This is a genomic window from Glycomyces sambucus, assembly GCF_900102815.1.
GTDB classification, from domain to species: domain Bacteria; phylum Actinomycetota; class Actinomycetes; order Mycobacteriales; family Micromonosporaceae; genus Glycomyces; species Glycomyces sambucus.
On record NZ_FNGF01000003.1, the window covers coordinates 104,274 to 121,863 of the forward strand.

The following is a 17,590-nucleotide window of genomic DNA, read 5'->3' on the forward strand; positions in this document are numbered from 1 at the left end:
GGGAGGAAGAAATCATGGAGACCGAGGACCGCCTACTCACACCCGGCGAAGTCGCCTCGCTGTTCCGCGTCGATCCGAAAACGGTGACGCGGTGGGCGGCGGCCGGCCGGATCGGGAGCATTCGCACACCGGGCGGCCACCGTCGGTTCCGCGAGTCAGAGGTCCGGGCCCTGCTCGAAGGGGACGCCGGAGCCCAGGCCACGTTCGAATCGGGCAACGCCCAGTCGTAGCGCGGCTCCGACCGCGGGGTCGCGACGAGGCGACCGCAGACCTGCCTGGCACAAGCCGGTCCAGCGCAGCGCACCACGGCCCCGGGGGCCGAGGGGGGACGCGCGCACGGACCGGCTTTTTCGCGTGCCCGGATTCGAGCGCGATTCCGCGGGCCGCATTCGGCCGGGATCGATCCACATCGGAGTGGATTTGTTCCATTTAGGGCAATTGCCCACTCTTTGAAGCCGGATCAATACCCTGAGTCGCCATCTAAGCCGCCAATCTGACTTTTCCGGATTCTCCGGTCGCAGACCCCTTGACATCACACTGATACATAGGCAAACTTCGATGTGATGTTGGGAGCGCTTCCGTGGGCACCCGGTACACGCGGAGCCGCACCCGGGCATCGACGTTCGACGACGCCGTCGTTCGAACACACGTCGAGCAAAGGGAAGGCACATGACGAACCGAAGCAGACGACAACCCCGGCGGCTCGCCGCCCTGGCGGCCGCGGCCGCCGCGGTGGCCACCGTCAGCGGCCTGGCGGTCACCGCCGCCGGCGCGCAGGAGCCGGACCCCGGCGAGGTCGAGGCCGCCCAGGCCAAGGTCGACAACCCCTACGAGGGCGCCCAGGTCTACGTCAACCCGCAGTGGTCGGCGCAGGCGGCGGCCGAACCGGGCGGCGACGCGATCGCGGACCAGCCCACGGGCGTGTGGCTCGACCGGATCAGCGCCATCGAGGGCAACGACTCCCCCACCACCGGCTCCATGGGCGTGCGGGACCACCTCGACGAGGCCCTGGCGCAGGGCGCGGACGCGATCCAGTTCGTGATCTACAACCTGCCCGGCCGCGACTGCGCCGCGCTCGCCTCCAACGGCGAGCTCCCCGCGGACGCGATCGACCGGTACAAGAGCGAGTACATCGACCCGATCGTCGAGATCCAGTCGGACCCGGCCTACGCCGGCCTGCGGATCGTCAACGTCATCGAGATCGACTCGCTCCCGAACCTGGTCACCAACGTCTCCCCGCGGGAGACGGCGACCGCCAACTGCGACACCATGCTCGCGAACGGGAACTACGTCGACGGCGTCTCCTACGCCGCGGCCGAGCTCGGCGCCCTGCCGAACACCTACAACTACCTGGACGCCGGCCACCACGGCTGGATCGGGTGGGGCGACGCCAACCCGCAGTACGACAACTTCAACGCCTCCGCGGCGCTGTTCGGCTCGCTCATCGGCGAGAACGGCATGACCGCCGCCGACGTCCACGGGTTCATCACGAACACCGCGAACTACTCGGCGCTGGAGGAGCCGCACTGGGAGGTCGACCAGGTCGTGGGCGGGCAGCCGCTCAACCAGAACCCGAACGTGAAGTGGGTGGACTGGAACGACTTCAACGGCGAGATCGACTTCTCGACCGCGTTCCGGGACGAGCTGGTGGCGAACGGCTTCGACGAGTCGATCGGCATGCTCATCGACACCAGCCGCAACGGCTGGGGCGGCCCCGACCGCCCGGCCGGCCCCTCCACTTCGACGGACCCGGTGACGTTCGTGGACGAGTCGCGGATCGACCCGCGGTACCAGAAGGGCAACTGGTGCAACCAGGCCGGCGCCGGGCTCGGCGAGCGGCCGCAGGTGAACCCCGAGGCGGGCATCGACGCGTACGTGTGGATCAAGCCCCCGGGCGAGTCCGACGGCGCCTCCGAGGAGATCCCCAACGACGAGGGCAAGGGCTTCGACCAGATGTGCGACCCCGCGTACGAGGGCAACATCCGCAACGGGTTCAACCCCAGCGGCGCGCGCGGTGAGATGCCGCTGTCGGGCCACTGGTCCTCCGAGCAGTTCGCCGAGCTCCTGGCGAACGCCTACCCGCCGCTGGACTAGCGGGCGGACCGGGCGATCGACCACCCGCCGCGGGCGGGCGGGGCGGACCGGCACTCCGCTCCGGAAGCGGGGCCGCGCAGATGCGCGGCCCCGCTTCCGCGCGTCCGGCACGGCCGGGACCGCTCCGAGACGCCCGCCTCAGAGGCGTCCGGGCAGCGAAGTTTTTCTAAGCGACCCTTCGAGTGAGCGCGGGAGCGTTTTCACTGATTCAAGCGCTTGCCGGTCGCCCGGTCATCCGTGAAAGCGGTGGCCCGGGAGCGTTCATGCGTGAAATATCCTGGCGACCCTCTTGACAGTCCATCCATATATCGGAGATTATCAATGCACATCTTGGGAGCGCTTCCCTCGATGGACACCCGTTCCGGGCTGCCATCGGGCCGCCCATCGACCCCGAAGGACATCGAACATGCAAGTACCTCGACGAAGAAGGAGACTGGCGATCGCCGGTGTCGCGGTCGCCGCGCTCGCCGCGACCGGGCTCACCTTCGCTTCGGCGAACCAGGCACTCGCCGAAGAAGGCTGCAAGGTCGACTACAAGGTCGTCAGCAGCTGGGGCGGCGGCTTCCAGGCCAACGTCACGATCACCGCTCAGGAGGCCATCAACGGCTGGGACATCGAGTGGACCTTCCCCTCCGGGACCAGCGTCTCCAGCGCGTGGAACGTCAGCCACTCCCAGAGCGGCACCACCTTCCGGGGCTCGGACGTCGGCTGGAACGGCTCCATCGCCTCCGGCCAGAGCCGCGAGGTCTTCGGCTTCATCGGCTCGGGCTCCTCCGCGACGCCGACGCAGTTCAAGATCAACGGCGACCTCTGCAACGGCACCACGCAGCCGCCGACCAGTGAGCCCCCGACCTCCGAGGACCCGGGCAACCCCGGCGGCGGCGACAAGGTCGACAACCCCTACACCGGCGCCCAGGTCTACGTGAACCCGCAGTGGTCCGACCGCGCCGCGGCCGAGCCCGGCGGCGACGCGATCGCCGACGAGCCCACCGGCGTGTGGCTCGACCGCACCAGCGCGATCTACGGCAACAGCTCGCCGACCACCGGCTCGATGGGCCTGGAGGACCACCTGGACGAGGCGGTCGCCCAGGGCGCCGACGTCATCCAGATCGTCATCTACAACCTGCCCGGCCGCGACTGCGCCGCCCTCGCCTCCAACGGCGAGCTCGGTGCGACCGAGATCGCCGAGTACAAGAACGAGTACATCGACCCGATCGTCGACATCATGAGCCAGTCCAAGTACGCGGACCTCAAGATCGTCAACGTCATCGAGATCGACTCGCTGCCGAACCTGGTCACCAACGTCTCGCCGCGCGCGACCGCGGTCGCCAACTGCGACACGATGAAGGCCAACGGCAACTACGTCGACGGCGTCTCGTACGCGACGGCCGAGCTCGGCGCCCTGCCGAACACGTACAACTACATCGACGCCGGCCACCACGGCTGGATCGGCTGGGGCGACACGAACCCGCAGTACGACAACTTCTTCGCCGCGGCCGAGCTCTTCGGCTCGCTCATCGGCGAGAACGGCATGACCGCCGACGACGTGCACGGCTTCATCTCCAACACCGCGAACTACTCGGCGCTGGAGGAGCCCTACTGGGCGGTCAACCAGAACGTCGGCGGCCAGGCGCTGAACCAGAACCCGAACCTCCCGTGGGTGGACTGGAACGACTTCAACAACGAGAAGGACTTCACCGAGGCCATGCGCGACGAGCTCATCGCCAACGGGTTCAACGACGACATCGGCATGCTGATCGACACCAGCCGCAACGGCTGGGGCGGCGACTACCGCCCGACCGGCACCTCGACCTCGACCAACCCGGTGACCTTCGTGGACGAGTCCCGCATCGACCAGCGGTACCAGAAGGGCAACTGGTGCAACCAGGCCGGTGCCGGCCTCGGTGAGCGCCCGCAGGCCGACCCCGAGCCGTGGATCGACGCCTACGTCTGGATCAAGCCCCCGGGCGAGTCCGACGGCGCCTCGGAGGAGATCCCCAACGACGAGGGCAAGGGCTTCGACGAGATGTGCGACCCGGACTACGGCGGCAACATCCGCAACGGGAACAACCCCTCCGGGGCCCGCGACGACATGCCGCTCTCCGGCCACTGGTCCTCGGAGCAGTTCCAGGAGCTGCTGGAGAACGCGTACCCGCCGGTGAACTGACGACCGGCCGACCAGCAAGAGACGCGGGCCCGGTGTCCCTCGACGCCGGGCCCGCCCGAAGACCACATCCTCGGTTCCTTCCGGAGGCCGGGCCCCGCGGGACGGCGGGGCCCGGCCGCAAAACCCGAGTGCGACGCGAAGCGGCCCCGGCCGGTCAGATGACCGGCCGGGGCCGCCGAGCGCTGCAGTGCTTCTTGCAGAGCTCCTTGCGGTGCTTCCTGCTTCGCTTCCCGCCCCTAGCGGGACTCGCAGAGCGGGCCGCCGATGCCGCGCAGGAGGTGGTGGACGAAGCGCTCGACGGTGTCGTCGGCCTGGAGGTGCGCGTACTGCCCGTAGACGAAGATCGTCAGCAGCGGGCTGGTGAACATCGCCACCGCCAGGTCGAGGTCGAGGTCCGCGGCCACCTCGCCGCGTTCGGCCCAGTACTCGAAGGTGTCGCGCACGAACCGGCGCCGCTGGTCCACGAGCCGGTCGTGGTGGTGCTTGTACTCGGGGTCCTCGTGGAAGACCGTCATCATGCACCGCACCACCTTCATGTCGCGGGGCCCGTAGGTGCGGCGCATGCTGTGGCCGATGTGGACGAGGTCGTCGTGCAGCGAGGTGCGCGGCATCCCGTCCGGCTTGGGGGCCTTGATGCTCTCGAAGGCCGCGGCGATGAGCTCCTCCTTGGAGGACCAGCGCCGGTAGATCGTGGCCTTCGAGACGCCCGAGAGCTCCGCGACACCCTCGACGCTGACGTCGGTCACCGTCCCGTGCTCCGCGATGAGGTCCAGCGCGGCCTCCAGGATGGACTGGCTCACCGCCTCGCTGCGGGGACGGCCCTTCGCGGGGGCCGCCGCCGCAGAGGCCGTCGCCGCGGGGGCGCGGTGGTGGGCTGTCGCATCGCGGAGCTCGGGTCGCATGACTCGATTGTCCCTCAGACCTCGACGAGGGCGGGCTCGGCCGCCTCGGCGGGGGCCTCGGACCCGCCGCCGCGGCGCTTCCCGGGGAAGAACGCGGCGATGATGACGAGGCCGACCACGCCCACGGCGACCGCGGCGAACGCGGTGGTGTGCAGGGCGTGGATGAAGGAGTCGTTCGCGGCCTGCGCGACCTGCGCGGCGGCGTCGGCCGGGAACTCCCCGGTCTCGAGCGCGCCGTACGTGGAGGCGTAGGACTCGCGGGCCGCGTCCGGCAGCTGCGGGGCGGCGTCGGTGATCTCGGTCCGGTAGACCTGGGCCATGACCGTGCCGAGGACCGCGACGCCGAGGGCGCCGCCGACCTGGCGCAGGGTGTTGGCGAGGGCCGAGCCGACGCCGGCCTTCTCCCTGGGGACCGAGGACATGAGCGTGTTCATCGCGGGCGGCATGAGGTTGGCCATGCCGGCGCCGGTGATGAAGAACAGCACGATGACGACCCAGATCGAGGTGTCGGCCTCCAGGACGAGCGCGGTGACGGCGAAGTTGGTGATGACCAGGAGCATCGCGACGATGCCGACGGCCTTGGCGCCGAACTTGTTGACGAGCGTGTTCGAGAGCGGCGCGAAGACGAGCATCGAGGCGCCGAACGGCAGGAACAGCAGGCCGGTCTCCAGCGGCGAGTAGTCCTTCAGGATCTGGAGGTAGAAGGTCATGAAGAACATCAGGCCCATCATCCCGAAGAAGGTCAGGGTGATGATGGCCGAGGAGGCCGAGAAGCGGGTGCTCTTGAACAGCTTCATGTCGAGGGAGGCGTGCGGGGTGCGCCGCTCCCACAGGACGAAGCCGGCCAGGACGATCACGCCGAGGGCGATGGTGCCCCAGACCTCGATGCCGGCCCACGAGCCGGCGTCGCCGGCCTCGATGATGCCGTAGGTGAGGCTGACGAGGCCGATCATGGACAGGGCCATGCCGACGAAGTCGGCCTTGGTCTGGCTGCCCTTGGACTCGGGGGCGAGGATCGCGATGGCGATGAGGCCGAAGACGACGATCGGCACGTTGATGAGGAAGACCGAGCCCCACCAGAAGTGGTCGAGGAGCGCGCCGCCGACGATCGGGCCGATGGCGCCGCCGATGCCGACGGCGCCGGTCCAGATGCCGAGGGCCTTCGGGAACTCCTTGGCGGAGAAGACGTTGCGCAGCAGCGACAGGGTCGAGGGCATCATGATTGCCGCACCGGCGCCCATGAGGGCGCGGTACCAGATGAGCTGGTCGGGCGTGGTCGAGTAGGCCGAGAGCAGTGAGGCGGCGCCGAAGACGACGAGGCCGGCCAGGAGCATGCGCTTGCGGCCGATGCGGTCGCCGATGACGCCGGACGCGAACAGGAGGCCCGCGAAGACGAGCGTGTACGAGTTGATCATCCAGGCGAGGTCGCTCTGGGTGGCGCCGACGCCCTCTTCGGGGTCGGCGAGGGTCTTCATCGCGACGTTGAGCACGGTGTTGTCGAGGACGACCACGATGAGGCTGAGCACCAGGACGCTGAGGATGGCCCATCTGCGCGGGTGGCCTTGGTCGTCGGAGCCGGCCTCCAGGACCGGTTCGGAACGGGTATCGCTCACAGGGTTTCCGTTTCTGCGTTCGCACCGGGGCTAGTCGGTGCGGAGATGACGCCGCGGCGCCGATACCGCGGGTGGTGATTCGGATGTGGTGTCGTCTACGTCGACGTTCCGCGGGCGGGAGTTGTGACGGCCCGGGCGCGGCTGCCGCGAGATCCCGGGGGCCGGTGGGCTCCGCGGGGCGGCACGGTGTTGGGAACGACGCTACGCCATTCCGAAACGATACGGTACCGTATCGTTAAGTAGATCACAGGGAATCGTACCGCCGGGGTGCGACACCCCCGCCGAGCCGGAGAAGGCGCCGCCGTGAACGCCGAGCGAAGGACCGTGTTCACTCCGTCTCGGGCTCGCCGGGCGGCCGGGGCCCCGGGTGGTTGAATGGGCCCCGTGGCACCCAAGTTCCCGTACGACGACCTCCAGTCGTTCCTGGCCGCCCTCGAAGCCGACGGCGACCTCAAGCGGATCTCCGCCGAGGTGGACCCCCACCTGGAGATCTCCGAGATCACGCAGCGGGTGATCCGCGAGGGCGGGCCCGCGCTCCTGTTCGAGAACCCCGCCGGCAGCGACATCCCGATCGCGATCAACCTCTTCGGCACCACCGAACGCACCGCCCGCGCCCTCGGCGTGGGCGACCTCGACGAGATCGGCCGGCGCATCGGCGAGCTCGCCAAGCCCGAGCTCCCCGTCGGCTGGGCCGGCATCCGCGACGGCCTCGGCAAGCTCATGCAGCTCAAGTCCGTGCCGCCCAAGCGCATCAAGAACGCCCCCTGCCAGGAGGTCGTCTTCACCGGCGACGACGTGGACCTGAGCATGCTCCCGGGCCTCCAGGTGTGGCCCGGCGACGGCGGGGTCTTCCACAACTTCGGGCTCACCCACACCAAGCACCCCGAGACCGGCAAGCGCAACGTCGGCCTCTACCGGCTCCAGCAGCACGACGAGCGCTCGATCGGCCTCCACTGGCAGATCCACAAGAACTCCACCTCGCACTACGCCGAGGCCGAGAAGCGCGGCGAGCGCCTGCCGGTGGCCGTCGCGATCGGCCCCGACCCCGTCATGGCCTACGCCGCGACCGCGCCGCTCCCGCCGGACATCGACGAGTACCTGTTCGCGGGGTTCCTGCGCGGCGAGCGCGTCGAGATGGTCGACTGCCTCACCGTGCCGCTCCAGGTCCCGGCGAACTCGCAGATCGTCCTCGAGGGCTGGGCCGAGCCCGGCGAGCGCCTGCCCGAGGGGCCCTTCGGGGACCACACCGGGTTCTACACGCCCGTGGAGCCGTTCCCGGTGATGCGCATCGAGGCGATGACCATGCGGCGCAAGCCGATCTACCACACCATCATCACCTCGGCCCCGCCCCAGGAGGACCACGGCCTGGGGAAGGCGACCGAGCGCACGTTCCTGCCGCTGGTGAAGATCATGATCCCCGAGATCGTGGACTACGACATGCCGGCCGCGGGGGTGTTCCACAACTGCGTGATCGTCTCGATCGACAAGAAGTTCCCGAAGCAGGCGCAGAAGGTCATGAGCGCCATCTGGGGGCTCCAGATGATGAGCCTGACGAAGCTCATCGTGGTCGTCGACGCCGACTGCGACGTGCACGACTACCGCGAGGTGGCCTGGCGCGCACTGGGGAACGTGGACTACTCGCGGGACCTGCTGCTCACCGAGGGCCCGGTCGACCACCTCGACCACGCCTCGTACCACCAGTTCTGGGGCGGCAAGGCCGGGATCGACGCGACCGCGAAGTGGCCCGAGGAGGGCTACACGCGCGGCTGGCCCGAGGCGATGCGCATGAGCGCGTCGGTGCAGGCCACCGTGGACCGGCGCTGGAAAGAGTACGGGCTCGGCTAGCGCCGCCCGATTGAGGAGCACACCGTGACCGCCCTTGCCCCGCGCCCGAACCACGTGAAGGACTTCCTGAAGCTGGTCGCCTTCGAGCACTCGGTGTTCGCGCTGCCGTTCGCGTACCTGTCGACCCTGACGGTGATGGTGCTGGAGGACGCGTTCTCCTGGTGGGACCTGGTCCTGGTGACCGTGGCGATGGTCGCGGCCCGGACGCTGGCGATGGCCGCGAACCGGATCATCGACCGCAGGATCGACGCGCAGAACCCGCGCACGGCCAAGCGCGAGCTGGTGACGGGCGCGGTGTCGCTGCGGACGGCGTACACCGGCTGCGCGGTGAGCCTGGTGCTGCTGCTGGCCTCGGCGTTCGCGCTCAACCCGCTGTGCTTCTACCTGAGCCCCCTGGCCGTGGCGCCGCTGGTCGTCTACCCGTACGCGAAGCGGTTCACCGACTATCCGCACGCGGTCCTGGGCCTGGCCCAGATGGTGGCACCGGTGGGTGCGTGGCTGGCCGTCACCGGGACGTTCGCGGGCGCGGGCCCGGCGATCGTCCTCGGTGCGGCCGTGGGGCTGTGGATCGGCGCGTTCGACCTCATCTACGCGTGCCAGGACGTCGAGATCGACCGCGAGATCGGCGTGCACTCGACCCCGGCCCGGTGGGGCGTCAAGGCCGCGCTGCGCGCCTCCTCGATCGCGCACGTGGTCACGGTGGGCCTGTTCGCGTGGTTCGGGCTGCTCACCGGGTTCGGGCTGCTGTACTGGATCGGGCTCGGCCTGGTCTCGGCCGCCCTGGTCTACGAGCACTCGATCGTGCGGCCCGGCGACCTGTCCAAGGTCAACCGGGCCTTCTTCACCGCCAACGGCTTCGTGGCCGTGGCCCTGTTCGCGTTCGCGCTCGCGGACCTGCTGCTGCGCTAGCCGGAGCCGGCTCCGATCGCTAGACGGCGCCCTCGGCGTGGGCGATCGCGGAGGGGGTGAGCCGGCCGTTGATCGCGGGCGCCTCGCCGATGAGCGAGTCGTCTTCGATGGCGGCGACCATGAACAGCGCGAAGTCGGTGCGGCGGGTCAGGTTGCTCTCCAGGACCGGGTCGCCGACGTGGCGGCTCCAGACCGGCAGGCCCTCGCTGGGGCCCTCTTCGAGGTCGCTGCCGCGCACGACGGTCCACCTGGTGTCGCTGCTGAAGATCGCGTCGGTGGCGCGGTACTGGTCGGCGATGTCGACCAGGCGCGTGATCTTCATGAACTTGGCGAAGGCGACGGCGGCCCTGATGCCGCGCTTGTAGCGGTCCCCGCCGTCGCGGGTGATGTGCCAGCCGCACGAGAAGATCAGGCGCGCATCAGGCTTCGCGAAGTCCATGACGGCCTTGGCGGTGCCCGAGGCGTAGTCGTGGACGCCCCAGGGGACGAGGACGGTGAGGACGGCGTCGCAGCCCGCGACGGCGCGCTCGATGACCGCGCGGTCGTCGGTGAAGGCGCCGTGGACGGTGATGCGGTCGGCGTACTCGGCGAGCTTGTGGACGCTCTTCTCGCGGCAGACGCCGACGACCTCGTAGCCGCGGTCCAGGGCGTGCTTGACCATGTACCGCCCGAGCTTGCCCGACGCGCCGACGATGCAGACCTTCTTGCCGACACCGGTCTGCGGGATGAGTTCCATGACGTTGCTCCTCAGTCGAAGGGTGCTTGCTCCTTTACACTGTACAGGAAAACTGTACGGTGTACAGTACAACCGCCCGCCTACCGGACGAACAGGAGCCCACGTGAGCGACGAACCCGCGACGCAGTCCGCCCGAGGGACCTTGAGCAGGGAGAAGGTCCTGCTCGCGGCCGTGGCGATGGCCGACGCGGCGGGCGGCGCGGTGCCGAGCACCCGCAAGCTCGCCGAGCGCCTGGGCGTGCGGGCCATGGCGCTCTACCACCACTTCAAGAACAAGGACGAACTGCTCGACGGCATGGTGGACCTCGTGTTCGCCGAAGTCGAGCTGCCGGAGCCGGGGCAGGACTGGCGGGAGGGGATGCGCCTGCGCGCCGGGTCGATGCGGGCGGCGCTGAACCGCCACCCGTGGGCGGTCGGGCTCATGGACTCGCGGCTGGACGCGGGGACGGCGACGCTGCGCCACCACGACGCGGTGCTCGGGTGCCTGCGCCGGGACGGCTTCTCCGTCGCCGGTGCGGCCCATTCGATCTCGCTGCTGGACAGCTACGTGTACGGGTTCGCGATCCAGGAGGCGGCACTGCCGTTCGACTCCGCGGGCGGCGACGACATGGAGGAGCTGGCCGCCGGGATCATGGCGCGGGCCGCCGAGGCGTTCCCGTACCTCGCCGAGATCGCCGTCGAGCACGCCATGAAGCCCGGGTACGCGTACGGCGACGAGTTCGCGATCGGGCTCGACCTCATCCTCGACGGCATGGAGCGGCGCCGCGAGCAGTGGTGAGCGGCGGCCCGGTGCCCGACAAGGGCACCGGGCCGCCGCGTCCGGGGAGCGGGGCTAGAAGGCCGCGAGGTTGAGGCTGACGAGGATCGCGGCGAACGCGAGGCCGCCGAGGACCACGAAGCCCTGGCCGGTCGCGGTGCGCGCCGTCCACTGCCGCTTGGCGGCCGCGGCGGCGTAGAGGACGAGGGCGGCGGCGGCGAGCCCGACCGCGGCGTACGACAGGACCAGGACCGCCGGGAGGACCCCGGCGCCGGTGACGACCTGCTGGACGAGCAGGTTCCCGTCGGCGACGGCGGTCGCGAGGAGCACGAGGACCGCGGCGGCGGTGCCGCCGGTGAGCCACGCGGCCCAGGCCGTCGCGGTGCGCAGGAGCGGTTTGCGCTCGCCGCGGCGGAAGGCCCGCGCGATCCCGGTGGCGGTGAGCGCCAGGAATCCGGCGGCGAGCGCGACCGCGCCGAAGCCGAGTGCGGCGAGGTGGACCGCGGTCGAGTCGTACCGCGGGACGGGCTCGTACGCGGCGGTCGGGCTCATGCTGGTGAGCAGGTACCCGTCGGCGGTGAAGGCGATGGTGGCGGTGCCGTCGCGCTCCTGGAACAGGCCGTCGCCGACGGGGGTCCAGTGCTGCTCGGGGACGGCCGGGTCGCCGGAGAGGCCGGTGGTGGTGAGCCCGCCGTCGGCGGCCTCGACCGTGACCGGGGCGAACACGCGGGTCAGCTCGGTAAAGTCGGAGCGGGTGGTGCGGACGCTGGTGTACTCCCCCGTGTAGGCGTCGAGGTCGTCCCGGGCCGCTTCGCGTTCCGGGGCGGCGGGCAGCGCGTCGAGATCGGCGAGCACGTCGTGGACGATCGCCTCGGCGGCGGCGACGGTGGCCGCGGCGTCCTCCCCGTCGCCGTTGACGGCGATGTGGACGCCGATGCCGCGGGCGGGGACGACCGCGAGCGAGGTGTGGTAGCCGGAGAGGTCCCCGGCCTTGAACCAGACGCCGTCGCCGGGCCCGGCGAGCTCCTGGAAGCTGAAGCCCATGCCGGGCATGCGGTCGTCCATGCCGAACTGGCGGGTCGTCATCTGCTCGGCGACGCCCTCCCCGAGCCGCGGGTCGCCGGTGGCGAGCGCGGTCATGAAGGCGCTCATGTCCTCCGCGGTGGTGAGGACGCCCGGTCCGGCGGGGGTCGCGGGGGCGAGCCGGCCCGCCGTGGGGACCTGGCCGCCATCGGCGTACCGGTACCCCTCGGCGGCCGCGGGGCCCTTGGCGGGCTCCTCGCGCACGGCGGCGGTGGCGTCCATGCCGAGCGGCGCGAACACGTGCTCGGCCACGTAGTCGGCGTACGGCAGCCCGGAGGCGTCCTCGACGAGGAGGCCGGCGAGCGCCATGTCGTAGTTGTTGTAGGCGGTCACGGTCCCGGGTTCGCGGAGGCGCTCGGGCATCTCGTCGGCGGCGAACTCGGCGAGCGTCGGCATCTCCGCGGGCGCCCAGCGGGCCCAGCCGGCGATGCGGTCCTCGAAGCCGGAGGTGTGGGTCAGCAGGTGCCGCAGGGTGACCGGCTCGCCCGGGAAGGTGTCGGGGACCTCGACGTCGGCGAGGACGTCGTTGACGTCGGCGTCGAGGTCGAGGGCGCCTTCGCCGACGAGCCGCAGGGCCGCGGCGGTGGTGAAGAGCTTCGCGACGGAGCCGGTGTAGTAGGCGGTGCCCGTGCCGAAGTCCGCGGCGCCGACGACGGCCTCGCCGTAGCCCGCGGTGAGGACGGGTGCGCCGTCCACGACGAGCGCGACGGCGGCGCCGGGGACCTTCTGCTCGTCGAGGAGTTCGGCGACGCGGGTCTCGATGAGGTCGGCCGCGGACTCGGCGGTGCCGGCCCGGGCGGTCGGGGCGGGGGCGGGGTGCGCGAACGCGGGGGCGGCGAGGAGTGCGGCGGTCGCGGCGAGCGCCGGGACCAGGAGGAGCAGGGGCTTGTTCATGGTGTGAACACTATTGGCGCGCAACGGCGTTCCCAATGAGGAAGCCCGGTCGGTCCGGGGTGGGGCCCGCCCTACCCCCGGAGCGGCTACCAGCCGGTGACCTCGCGGACCAGGTCCCCGACGTACGGGGCGAGGGTCGCCGAGTAGGTCGCGGTCAGGTGGGAGTGGTCCCGGAAGGTGAGGACGTTGCCCGTGACGGCCGGGCAGGTCCCGTCCGGGCACACGTACTCCACGAGGTCACCGAAGGCCACGTTCGCCGGCACGTCCGGGTACTCCCCTGCGGGGTCCGCGTCGGACCGCGACAGGCCGACGGGGGTCGTGCACGCGGCGACCGATTCGCGCTCGACGCACTCGGGCAGGGGCTCCTCAAGGCGCGGCAGGTCGCGCAGGGCCAGGACCTGAACGCCCCAGTCGTCGAGCATGCGCCAGCGGTCGGCGAAGCCGGGGTAGGTGTTCTCGCCGGTGAGGAACGCCCGCGAGGACAGGGTGACGACCAAATCGGGGCGCAGCTCGTCGAGGACGCCGACGACCTGCTCGTTCCACTCGACGCAGGAGGCGGCCTCCTCGGCGTCGTCGTTGCGGGGCGTCTCGGTCGAGAACTGGCAGCCGGACTTGGTGATCGACACCAGGCGCCAGCCCGCGTCGAGCGCGGCGCCGTGGAACGCTGGGAACCAGTGCGCGATCCGCGAGCCGCCGACGATCGCGACCGTGTGCTCGGCGTCCGGGTCGCCGTAGGAGCAGGGCACGGCCTCGGTGCCGTCCAGGCCCGCGTCGCAGCCCTCGGCGTATATCACCGGGAGGTCGAGGACGTCGTCGAGCGGCGGCAGGAACGGCGCGTCCTCCAGGCCGGCGGCGAGCGCCGGATCGGTGAGGACTGCCGCGCCCGGGTACGCGGCGCGGTCGGCGGCGAGCTCGCGCCAGTCGGGGCCGTGGCGCTGCGCGTACACGTACTGGGCCCCGAGGGTCGCCACCAGCAGCGGGACCGCGAACACCGCCGCGGCGGCGAGCGACCAGCGCCTGCCCTTGCGGCGCTTCATGAACGCGTTCACGCGGCCCTCCACGAGCCAGGTCGTGGCCGCCGCGAGCACCAGCGCGGCGGCGAGGACGGCCGCGCCGCCCGCGAGCGTCGCCGTCTCGCGGCCGGTCCGGTGCAGGTAGACCACGAGGATCGGCCAGTGCCACAGGTACAGCGCGTAGGACCACGCCCCCAGGCGCATCACCGGCCGCCACGTCAGCAGCCGGTCCGCCGCGAACGGCAGCCCCGTCGACCCCGCCAGGACCACGCACGCCGCCGCCCCGACCGGCCACAGCGCCACCGCGCCCGGGAACAGCGTCGAGACCTCCAGCAGCGCACCGCACGACAGCAGGGCGGCGAGCCCGAACCAGCCCAGCGGGACCCGGACCGCGCGCGGCAGCCGCAGGTACGGCAGCGCCAGCGCGAACATGCCGCCGAGCGCGAGCTCCCACAGCCGCGCCCCCGTGTCGAAGTACGCCCACGCCTGCCGGGTGCCCGTGGTGACCACCGAGTACGTCAGCGACACCGCGAACACCATGGCGCACAGCAGGAGCACCGCCTCGCGCAGCCGCACCCCGCGGGTGCGGACCAGGACCGCCGCGAACGCCACCAGCACCGTCCACAGCAGGTAGAACTGGCCCTGGATCGACAGGGACCAGAAGTGCTGGAGCGGACTCGGCGCGCCGTCCCGCGCCAGGTAGTCGACGGCCTTCGCCGCCAGTGCCCAGTTCTCGTAGTACAGCAGTGAAGCGGTCGTCTCGTCGAACACCGCGGGCCAGCGCGAGGCCGGCAGCCAAAGGTACGCGGCGGCGAGCGTCCCGGCCATGACGACCGCGGCCGTCGGCAGGAGCCGGTGGGCGAGGCGGGAGAGGAAGTACGCGGCGCGGACGCTCCCGGTGCGCTCGACCGACCTGGTGAGCGAGCCGGTGATGAAGAACCCGGTCAGGAACAGGAAGACGTCGACGCCGCCGGAGACCCGGTTGAACCAGACGTGGTAGACCGCGACGAGCAGGACCGCGACCGCGCGCAGGCCCTCGACCTCGGGCCGGAACCCGGTGTCGGGGCGGGCCGGGGCGGGGGTCGGGACCGGCGGTGCGGTGGTGAGAGTGGACATGCTCGCATCGATGAGGAGGGTCGGCGGGGTACCTGCGGAGCGTAGAGACGCCCCGCGACCCGGCGCCGACGCGGAAGGGCCGCCCGGGTGGCCGCCCGGTGAACACCCCGTGAACCGGGCCCGCGGCGCCGGGCCGGGCGGGGGCCGAGTGTCCGGTGGGGTCCCGGGGACGCGTCGGGCGCGGGCCGCGGGGCCCGGGGGCCGTTCCGACCGGATCGACACGGCGCCGGGTCTGGACTTTCCCAGGCCGCGTGGTCCAAGATGGGGCCATGTGGCCCCGATCGACCGATCCCGTCCCCGCGGGGAGGATCCAGTGCATCCGCTGATCGGGTACCTGATCGCCGCGGGCCTCTTCGCGATCGGCCTCTACGGGGTCCTCACCCGGCGCAACGCCGTCCTCCAGCTCGCCGCCGCCGAGCTCATGCTCGGCGGCGTGCACCTCGTCCTCGTCACCACCGACCTCGTCGCCGGTTCGCTCACCGGGCAGAGCTTCGCGCTGTTCATCGTGGTCATCGCCGCCGCCGAGGTCGGGGTCGGGCTCGCGCTCGTGCTCAACCTGTGGCGCGAGCGCGCCTCGATCGACACCGACGCACTGCCCGAAGAGGACGAAGCGGAGGCCCGCCGGTGAACGCCCTCGCCTGGCTCCTCATCGCCGCCCCGGCCGCCGCCGGACTCGCCGGGCTCCTGGTGCGCCACCGCCCGGCCGCGCTCATACTCGCGTACGCGGGACCGGCCGCGGCGCTGGCGTGCGCGGTGGGGGCGGCGTTCGGGAACCCGCGCACCGCGTACACGCTCGCGGACTTCGGAACCGTCACCGTGGACGCGGCCCTGGACCTCTCCCCCGCGGCGTGCGCCGTCGCGGTGGCGACGGCGGCCGTGTCGCTCCTGGTGCAGCTCTACTCGGCCGCGTACCTGCGCGACGACCCGCGCTACGCGCCGTTCGCGGCCCAGGTCAACCTGTTCTGCGCGGCGATGCTCCTCGTGGTCGCCGCCGACGACCTCGTGTTCCTCCTCGTCGGGTGGGAGGTCATGGGCGCGTGCTCGTACCTCCTCATCGCCCACTACGCGAAGCTCCCGCAGGCGCCGGGCGCGGCGGCGAAGGCGTTCCTGGTCACCAGGTTCGGCGACGTCGCGTTCGTCCTGGGCGTCATGATCCTCGGGGTCTCGGCGGGGACGTTCCGCATCGGCGGGCTCGGCGAGGCGCCCGCGGCCGGGGCGGCGGTGCTGCTGATCCTGTTCGGCTGCATCGGGAAGTCGGCGCAGTTCCCGCTCCAGGTGTGGCTGCCGCCCGCGATGGCCGGGCCGACCCCGGTGAGCGCGCTCATCCACGCGGCGACGATGGTCGCGGCCGGGGCGTACGTGCTCACGCGGCTGCTGCCGGTGTGGCCGCCGCGGCTGCTCCTGGTGGTCGCGGTGACGGCGGCGGTGACGATGGTCGGCGCGGGCCTGTGCGCGCTCGCGGCCCGCGACGTCAAGGGCGTGCTGGCGTGGTCGACGGTGAGCCAGGTCGGGTTCATGTTCGCGGCCGTGGCGGTCGCGGCGCCGGGCGCGGCGCTGTTCCACCTGGTGTCGCACGCGGCGTTCAAGGGGCTGCTGTTCCTGACCGCGGGTGTGGTGATCGCGCTGGCGGGGACGGACGGGTCGCTGGCGGGCACGCGGCTGCGGCCGGGCGACTCGCGGCTGGCGTTCTGGGCCATGACGATCGGGCTCGCGGCGATGGCGGGGCTGCCGCCGCTGGGCGGGTTCTACTCCAAGGAGGCGGTGCTCAGCGCGGCCTACGAGGCGGGGACGCCCGCGGGGGTGGTCGTGTTCTGGGCCGGGGTCGGGGCGAGCATCCTGACGGCGGCGTACGCGGCGCGGCTGTGGCTGCTGGTGTTCTGGCGCGGCCGGGGCCCGGCGGCGCGGTCCGCGGTGCCGCGCGCGGAGTCGTTCAGCCTGTGGGCGTTGACGATCGCAACAATGGGAGTCGGGGCGGTGTACTACTTCGGGCCGTTCTCGTTGCCCGCCTTGCACTTGGACCTCATGGCCCTGCTCCTGCTGGCGACGCTCGGCGGGTTCGCGGTGATCGCCGACTCGTGGTGGCGCGACCGGCCCCGGCGCACGGGGGCGGCCCCCGACCGCGACCCGGCCCGGGTGCTCGGGCGCGCGCGGGACGCGTTCGCGGAGGGCCTGTACGGCGAGCGCTTGGCGGCCAAGGCGACTCGCGGGGCCGCGGCGGCGGCGAGCGCGGCGGCGACGGCGCTCGACGTGCGCCTGGTGGACCGCGGCGCCATCGAGGGCTCGGCCCGGGCGACGCTCGCGGCGGCCGAGGGGACGGCGGCGGGGCACCGGGGCGGCCTGGTGCGGTACCTGCGCCTGAGCGCGGCCGGAACGCTGGTGGTCGCCGTGGTCGCGATCGGGGTGAGCCTGTGGAGCTGATGGGGACGGTCGCCGCGGACCTCGTCAGGGGGGCGGGCTCGTG

Annotated in this window: 13 protein-coding genes; 8 read left to right on the forward strand and 5 right to left on the reverse strand. The window is 71.7% G+C overall.

What is annotated here, in order from left to right; all coding sequences use genetic code 11:
- Positions 1–14: 14 nt before the first annotated feature.
- The 3 genes from BLS99_RS10245 (at position 15) to BLS99_RS10255 (ending at position 4,261) form a co-directional block, all read left to right on the forward strand.
- Entirely contained in the window at positions 15–230 is a 216-nt protein-coding gene (locus tag BLS99_RS10245) for a BldC family transcriptional regulator (protein ID WP_091048212.1), read from the forward strand.
- Between the two features lie 439 nt (positions 231–669).
- Positions 670–2,094 carry a glycoside hydrolase family 6 protein gene (locus tag BLS99_RS10250; RefSeq protein ID WP_091048214.1) on the forward strand — a complete coding sequence of 475 codons (1,425 nt, stop codon included), beginning with the start codon at positions 670–672 and terminating at the stop codon, positions 2,092–2,094.
- Positions 2,095–2,500: 406 nt separating this feature from the next.
- Complete coding sequence (locus BLS99_RS10255) at positions 2,501–4,261, forward strand: glycoside hydrolase family 6 protein (protein ID WP_091048217.1); 1,761 nt, start codon at positions 2,501–2,503, stop codon at positions 4,259–4,261.
- A 236-nt stretch (positions 4,262–4,497) separates the two neighbouring features.
- Here the strand turns inward: BLS99_RS10255 and BLS99_RS10260 are convergent, their stop codons facing one another.
- Together BLS99_RS10260 and BLS99_RS10265 are read right to left on the reverse strand one after the other, a co-directional pair.
- Positions 4,498–5,163: a TetR/AcrR family transcriptional regulator gene (locus BLS99_RS10260; protein ID WP_091048221.1), complete on the reverse strand. Its 666-nt coding sequence runs from the start codon at positions 5,161–5,163 to the stop codon at positions 4,498–4,500.
- A 14-nt stretch (positions 5,164–5,177) separates the two neighbouring features.
- Positions 5,178–6,776 (reverse strand): MFS transporter, encoded by a 1,599-nt coding sequence (locus tag BLS99_RS10265; RefSeq protein WP_245712213.1) that lies wholly within the window; start codon positions 6,774–6,776, stop codon positions 5,178–5,180.
- 375 nt (positions 6,777–7,151) lie between these two features.
- On the opposite strand from BLS99_RS10265, the gene BLS99_RS10270 reads away from it, so the two are divergent.
- Together BLS99_RS10270 and mqnP are read left to right on the forward strand one after the other, a co-directional pair.
- Entirely contained in the window at positions 7,152–8,621 is a 1,470-nt protein-coding gene (locus BLS99_RS10270; protein ID WP_091048225.1) for a menaquinone biosynthesis decarboxylase, read from the forward strand.
- Between the two features lie 24 nt (positions 8,622–8,645).
- A complete protein-coding gene (gene mqnP / locus BLS99_RS10275) occupies positions 8,646–9,530 on the forward strand; it encodes a menaquinone biosynthesis prenyltransferase MqnP (RefSeq protein ID WP_091048229.1) in 885 nt (294 codons plus the stop codon).
- 19 nt (positions 9,531–9,549) lie between these two features.
- Here mqnP and BLS99_RS10280 read toward each other — a convergent pair whose 3' ends face one another.
- The gene (locus tag BLS99_RS10280; RefSeq protein WP_091048232.1) at positions 9,550–10,266 is read right to left on the reverse strand and encodes an NAD(P)-dependent oxidoreductase; all 717 of its coding nucleotides are present in this window, start codon (positions 10,264–10,266) and stop codon (positions 9,550–9,552) included.
- A gap of 103 nt (positions 10,267–10,369) precedes the next feature.
- On the opposite strand from BLS99_RS10280, the gene BLS99_RS10285 reads away from it, so the two are divergent.
- Positions 10,370–11,044, forward strand: a complete 675-nt coding sequence (locus BLS99_RS10285) for a TetR/AcrR family transcriptional regulator (protein ID WP_245712214.1) — start codon at positions 10,370–10,372, stop codon at positions 11,042–11,044.
- A 54-nt stretch (positions 11,045–11,098) separates the two neighbouring features.
- On the opposite strand, the gene BLS99_RS10290 is transcribed toward BLS99_RS10285, so the two are convergent.
- Both BLS99_RS10290 and BLS99_RS10295 read right to left on the reverse strand, forming a co-directional pair.
- Positions 11,099–13,000 (reverse strand): serine hydrolase domain-containing protein, encoded by a 1,902-nt coding sequence (locus BLS99_RS10290; RefSeq protein ID WP_091048238.1) that lies wholly within the window; start codon positions 12,998–13,000, stop codon positions 11,099–11,101.
- A gap of 86 nt (positions 13,001–13,086) precedes the next feature.
- Positions 13,087–15,129 carry an acyltransferase family protein gene (locus tag BLS99_RS10295; RefSeq protein ID WP_091048243.1) on the reverse strand — a complete coding sequence of 681 codons (2,043 nt, stop codon included), beginning with the start codon at positions 15,127–15,129 and terminating at the stop codon, positions 13,087–13,089.
- 313 nt (positions 15,130–15,442) lie between these two features.
- On the opposite strand from BLS99_RS10295, the gene nuoK reads away from it, so the two are divergent.
- Together nuoK and BLS99_RS10305 are read left to right on the forward strand one after the other, a co-directional pair.
- Positions 15,443–15,757, forward strand: a complete 315-nt coding sequence (nuoK, locus tag BLS99_RS10300; protein ID WP_091048246.1) for an NADH-quinone oxidoreductase subunit NuoK — start codon at positions 15,443–15,445, stop codon at positions 15,755–15,757.
- The gene (locus BLS99_RS10305; protein ID WP_091048249.1) at positions 15,754–17,547 is read left to right on the forward strand and encodes an NADH-quinone oxidoreductase subunit 5 family protein; all 1,794 of its coding nucleotides are present in this window, start codon (positions 15,754–15,756) and stop codon (positions 17,545–17,547) included. Before nuoK ends, BLS99_RS10305 begins: the two co-directional genes overlap by 4 nt.
- The last annotated feature ends 43 nt before the right edge of the window (positions 17,548–17,590 follow it).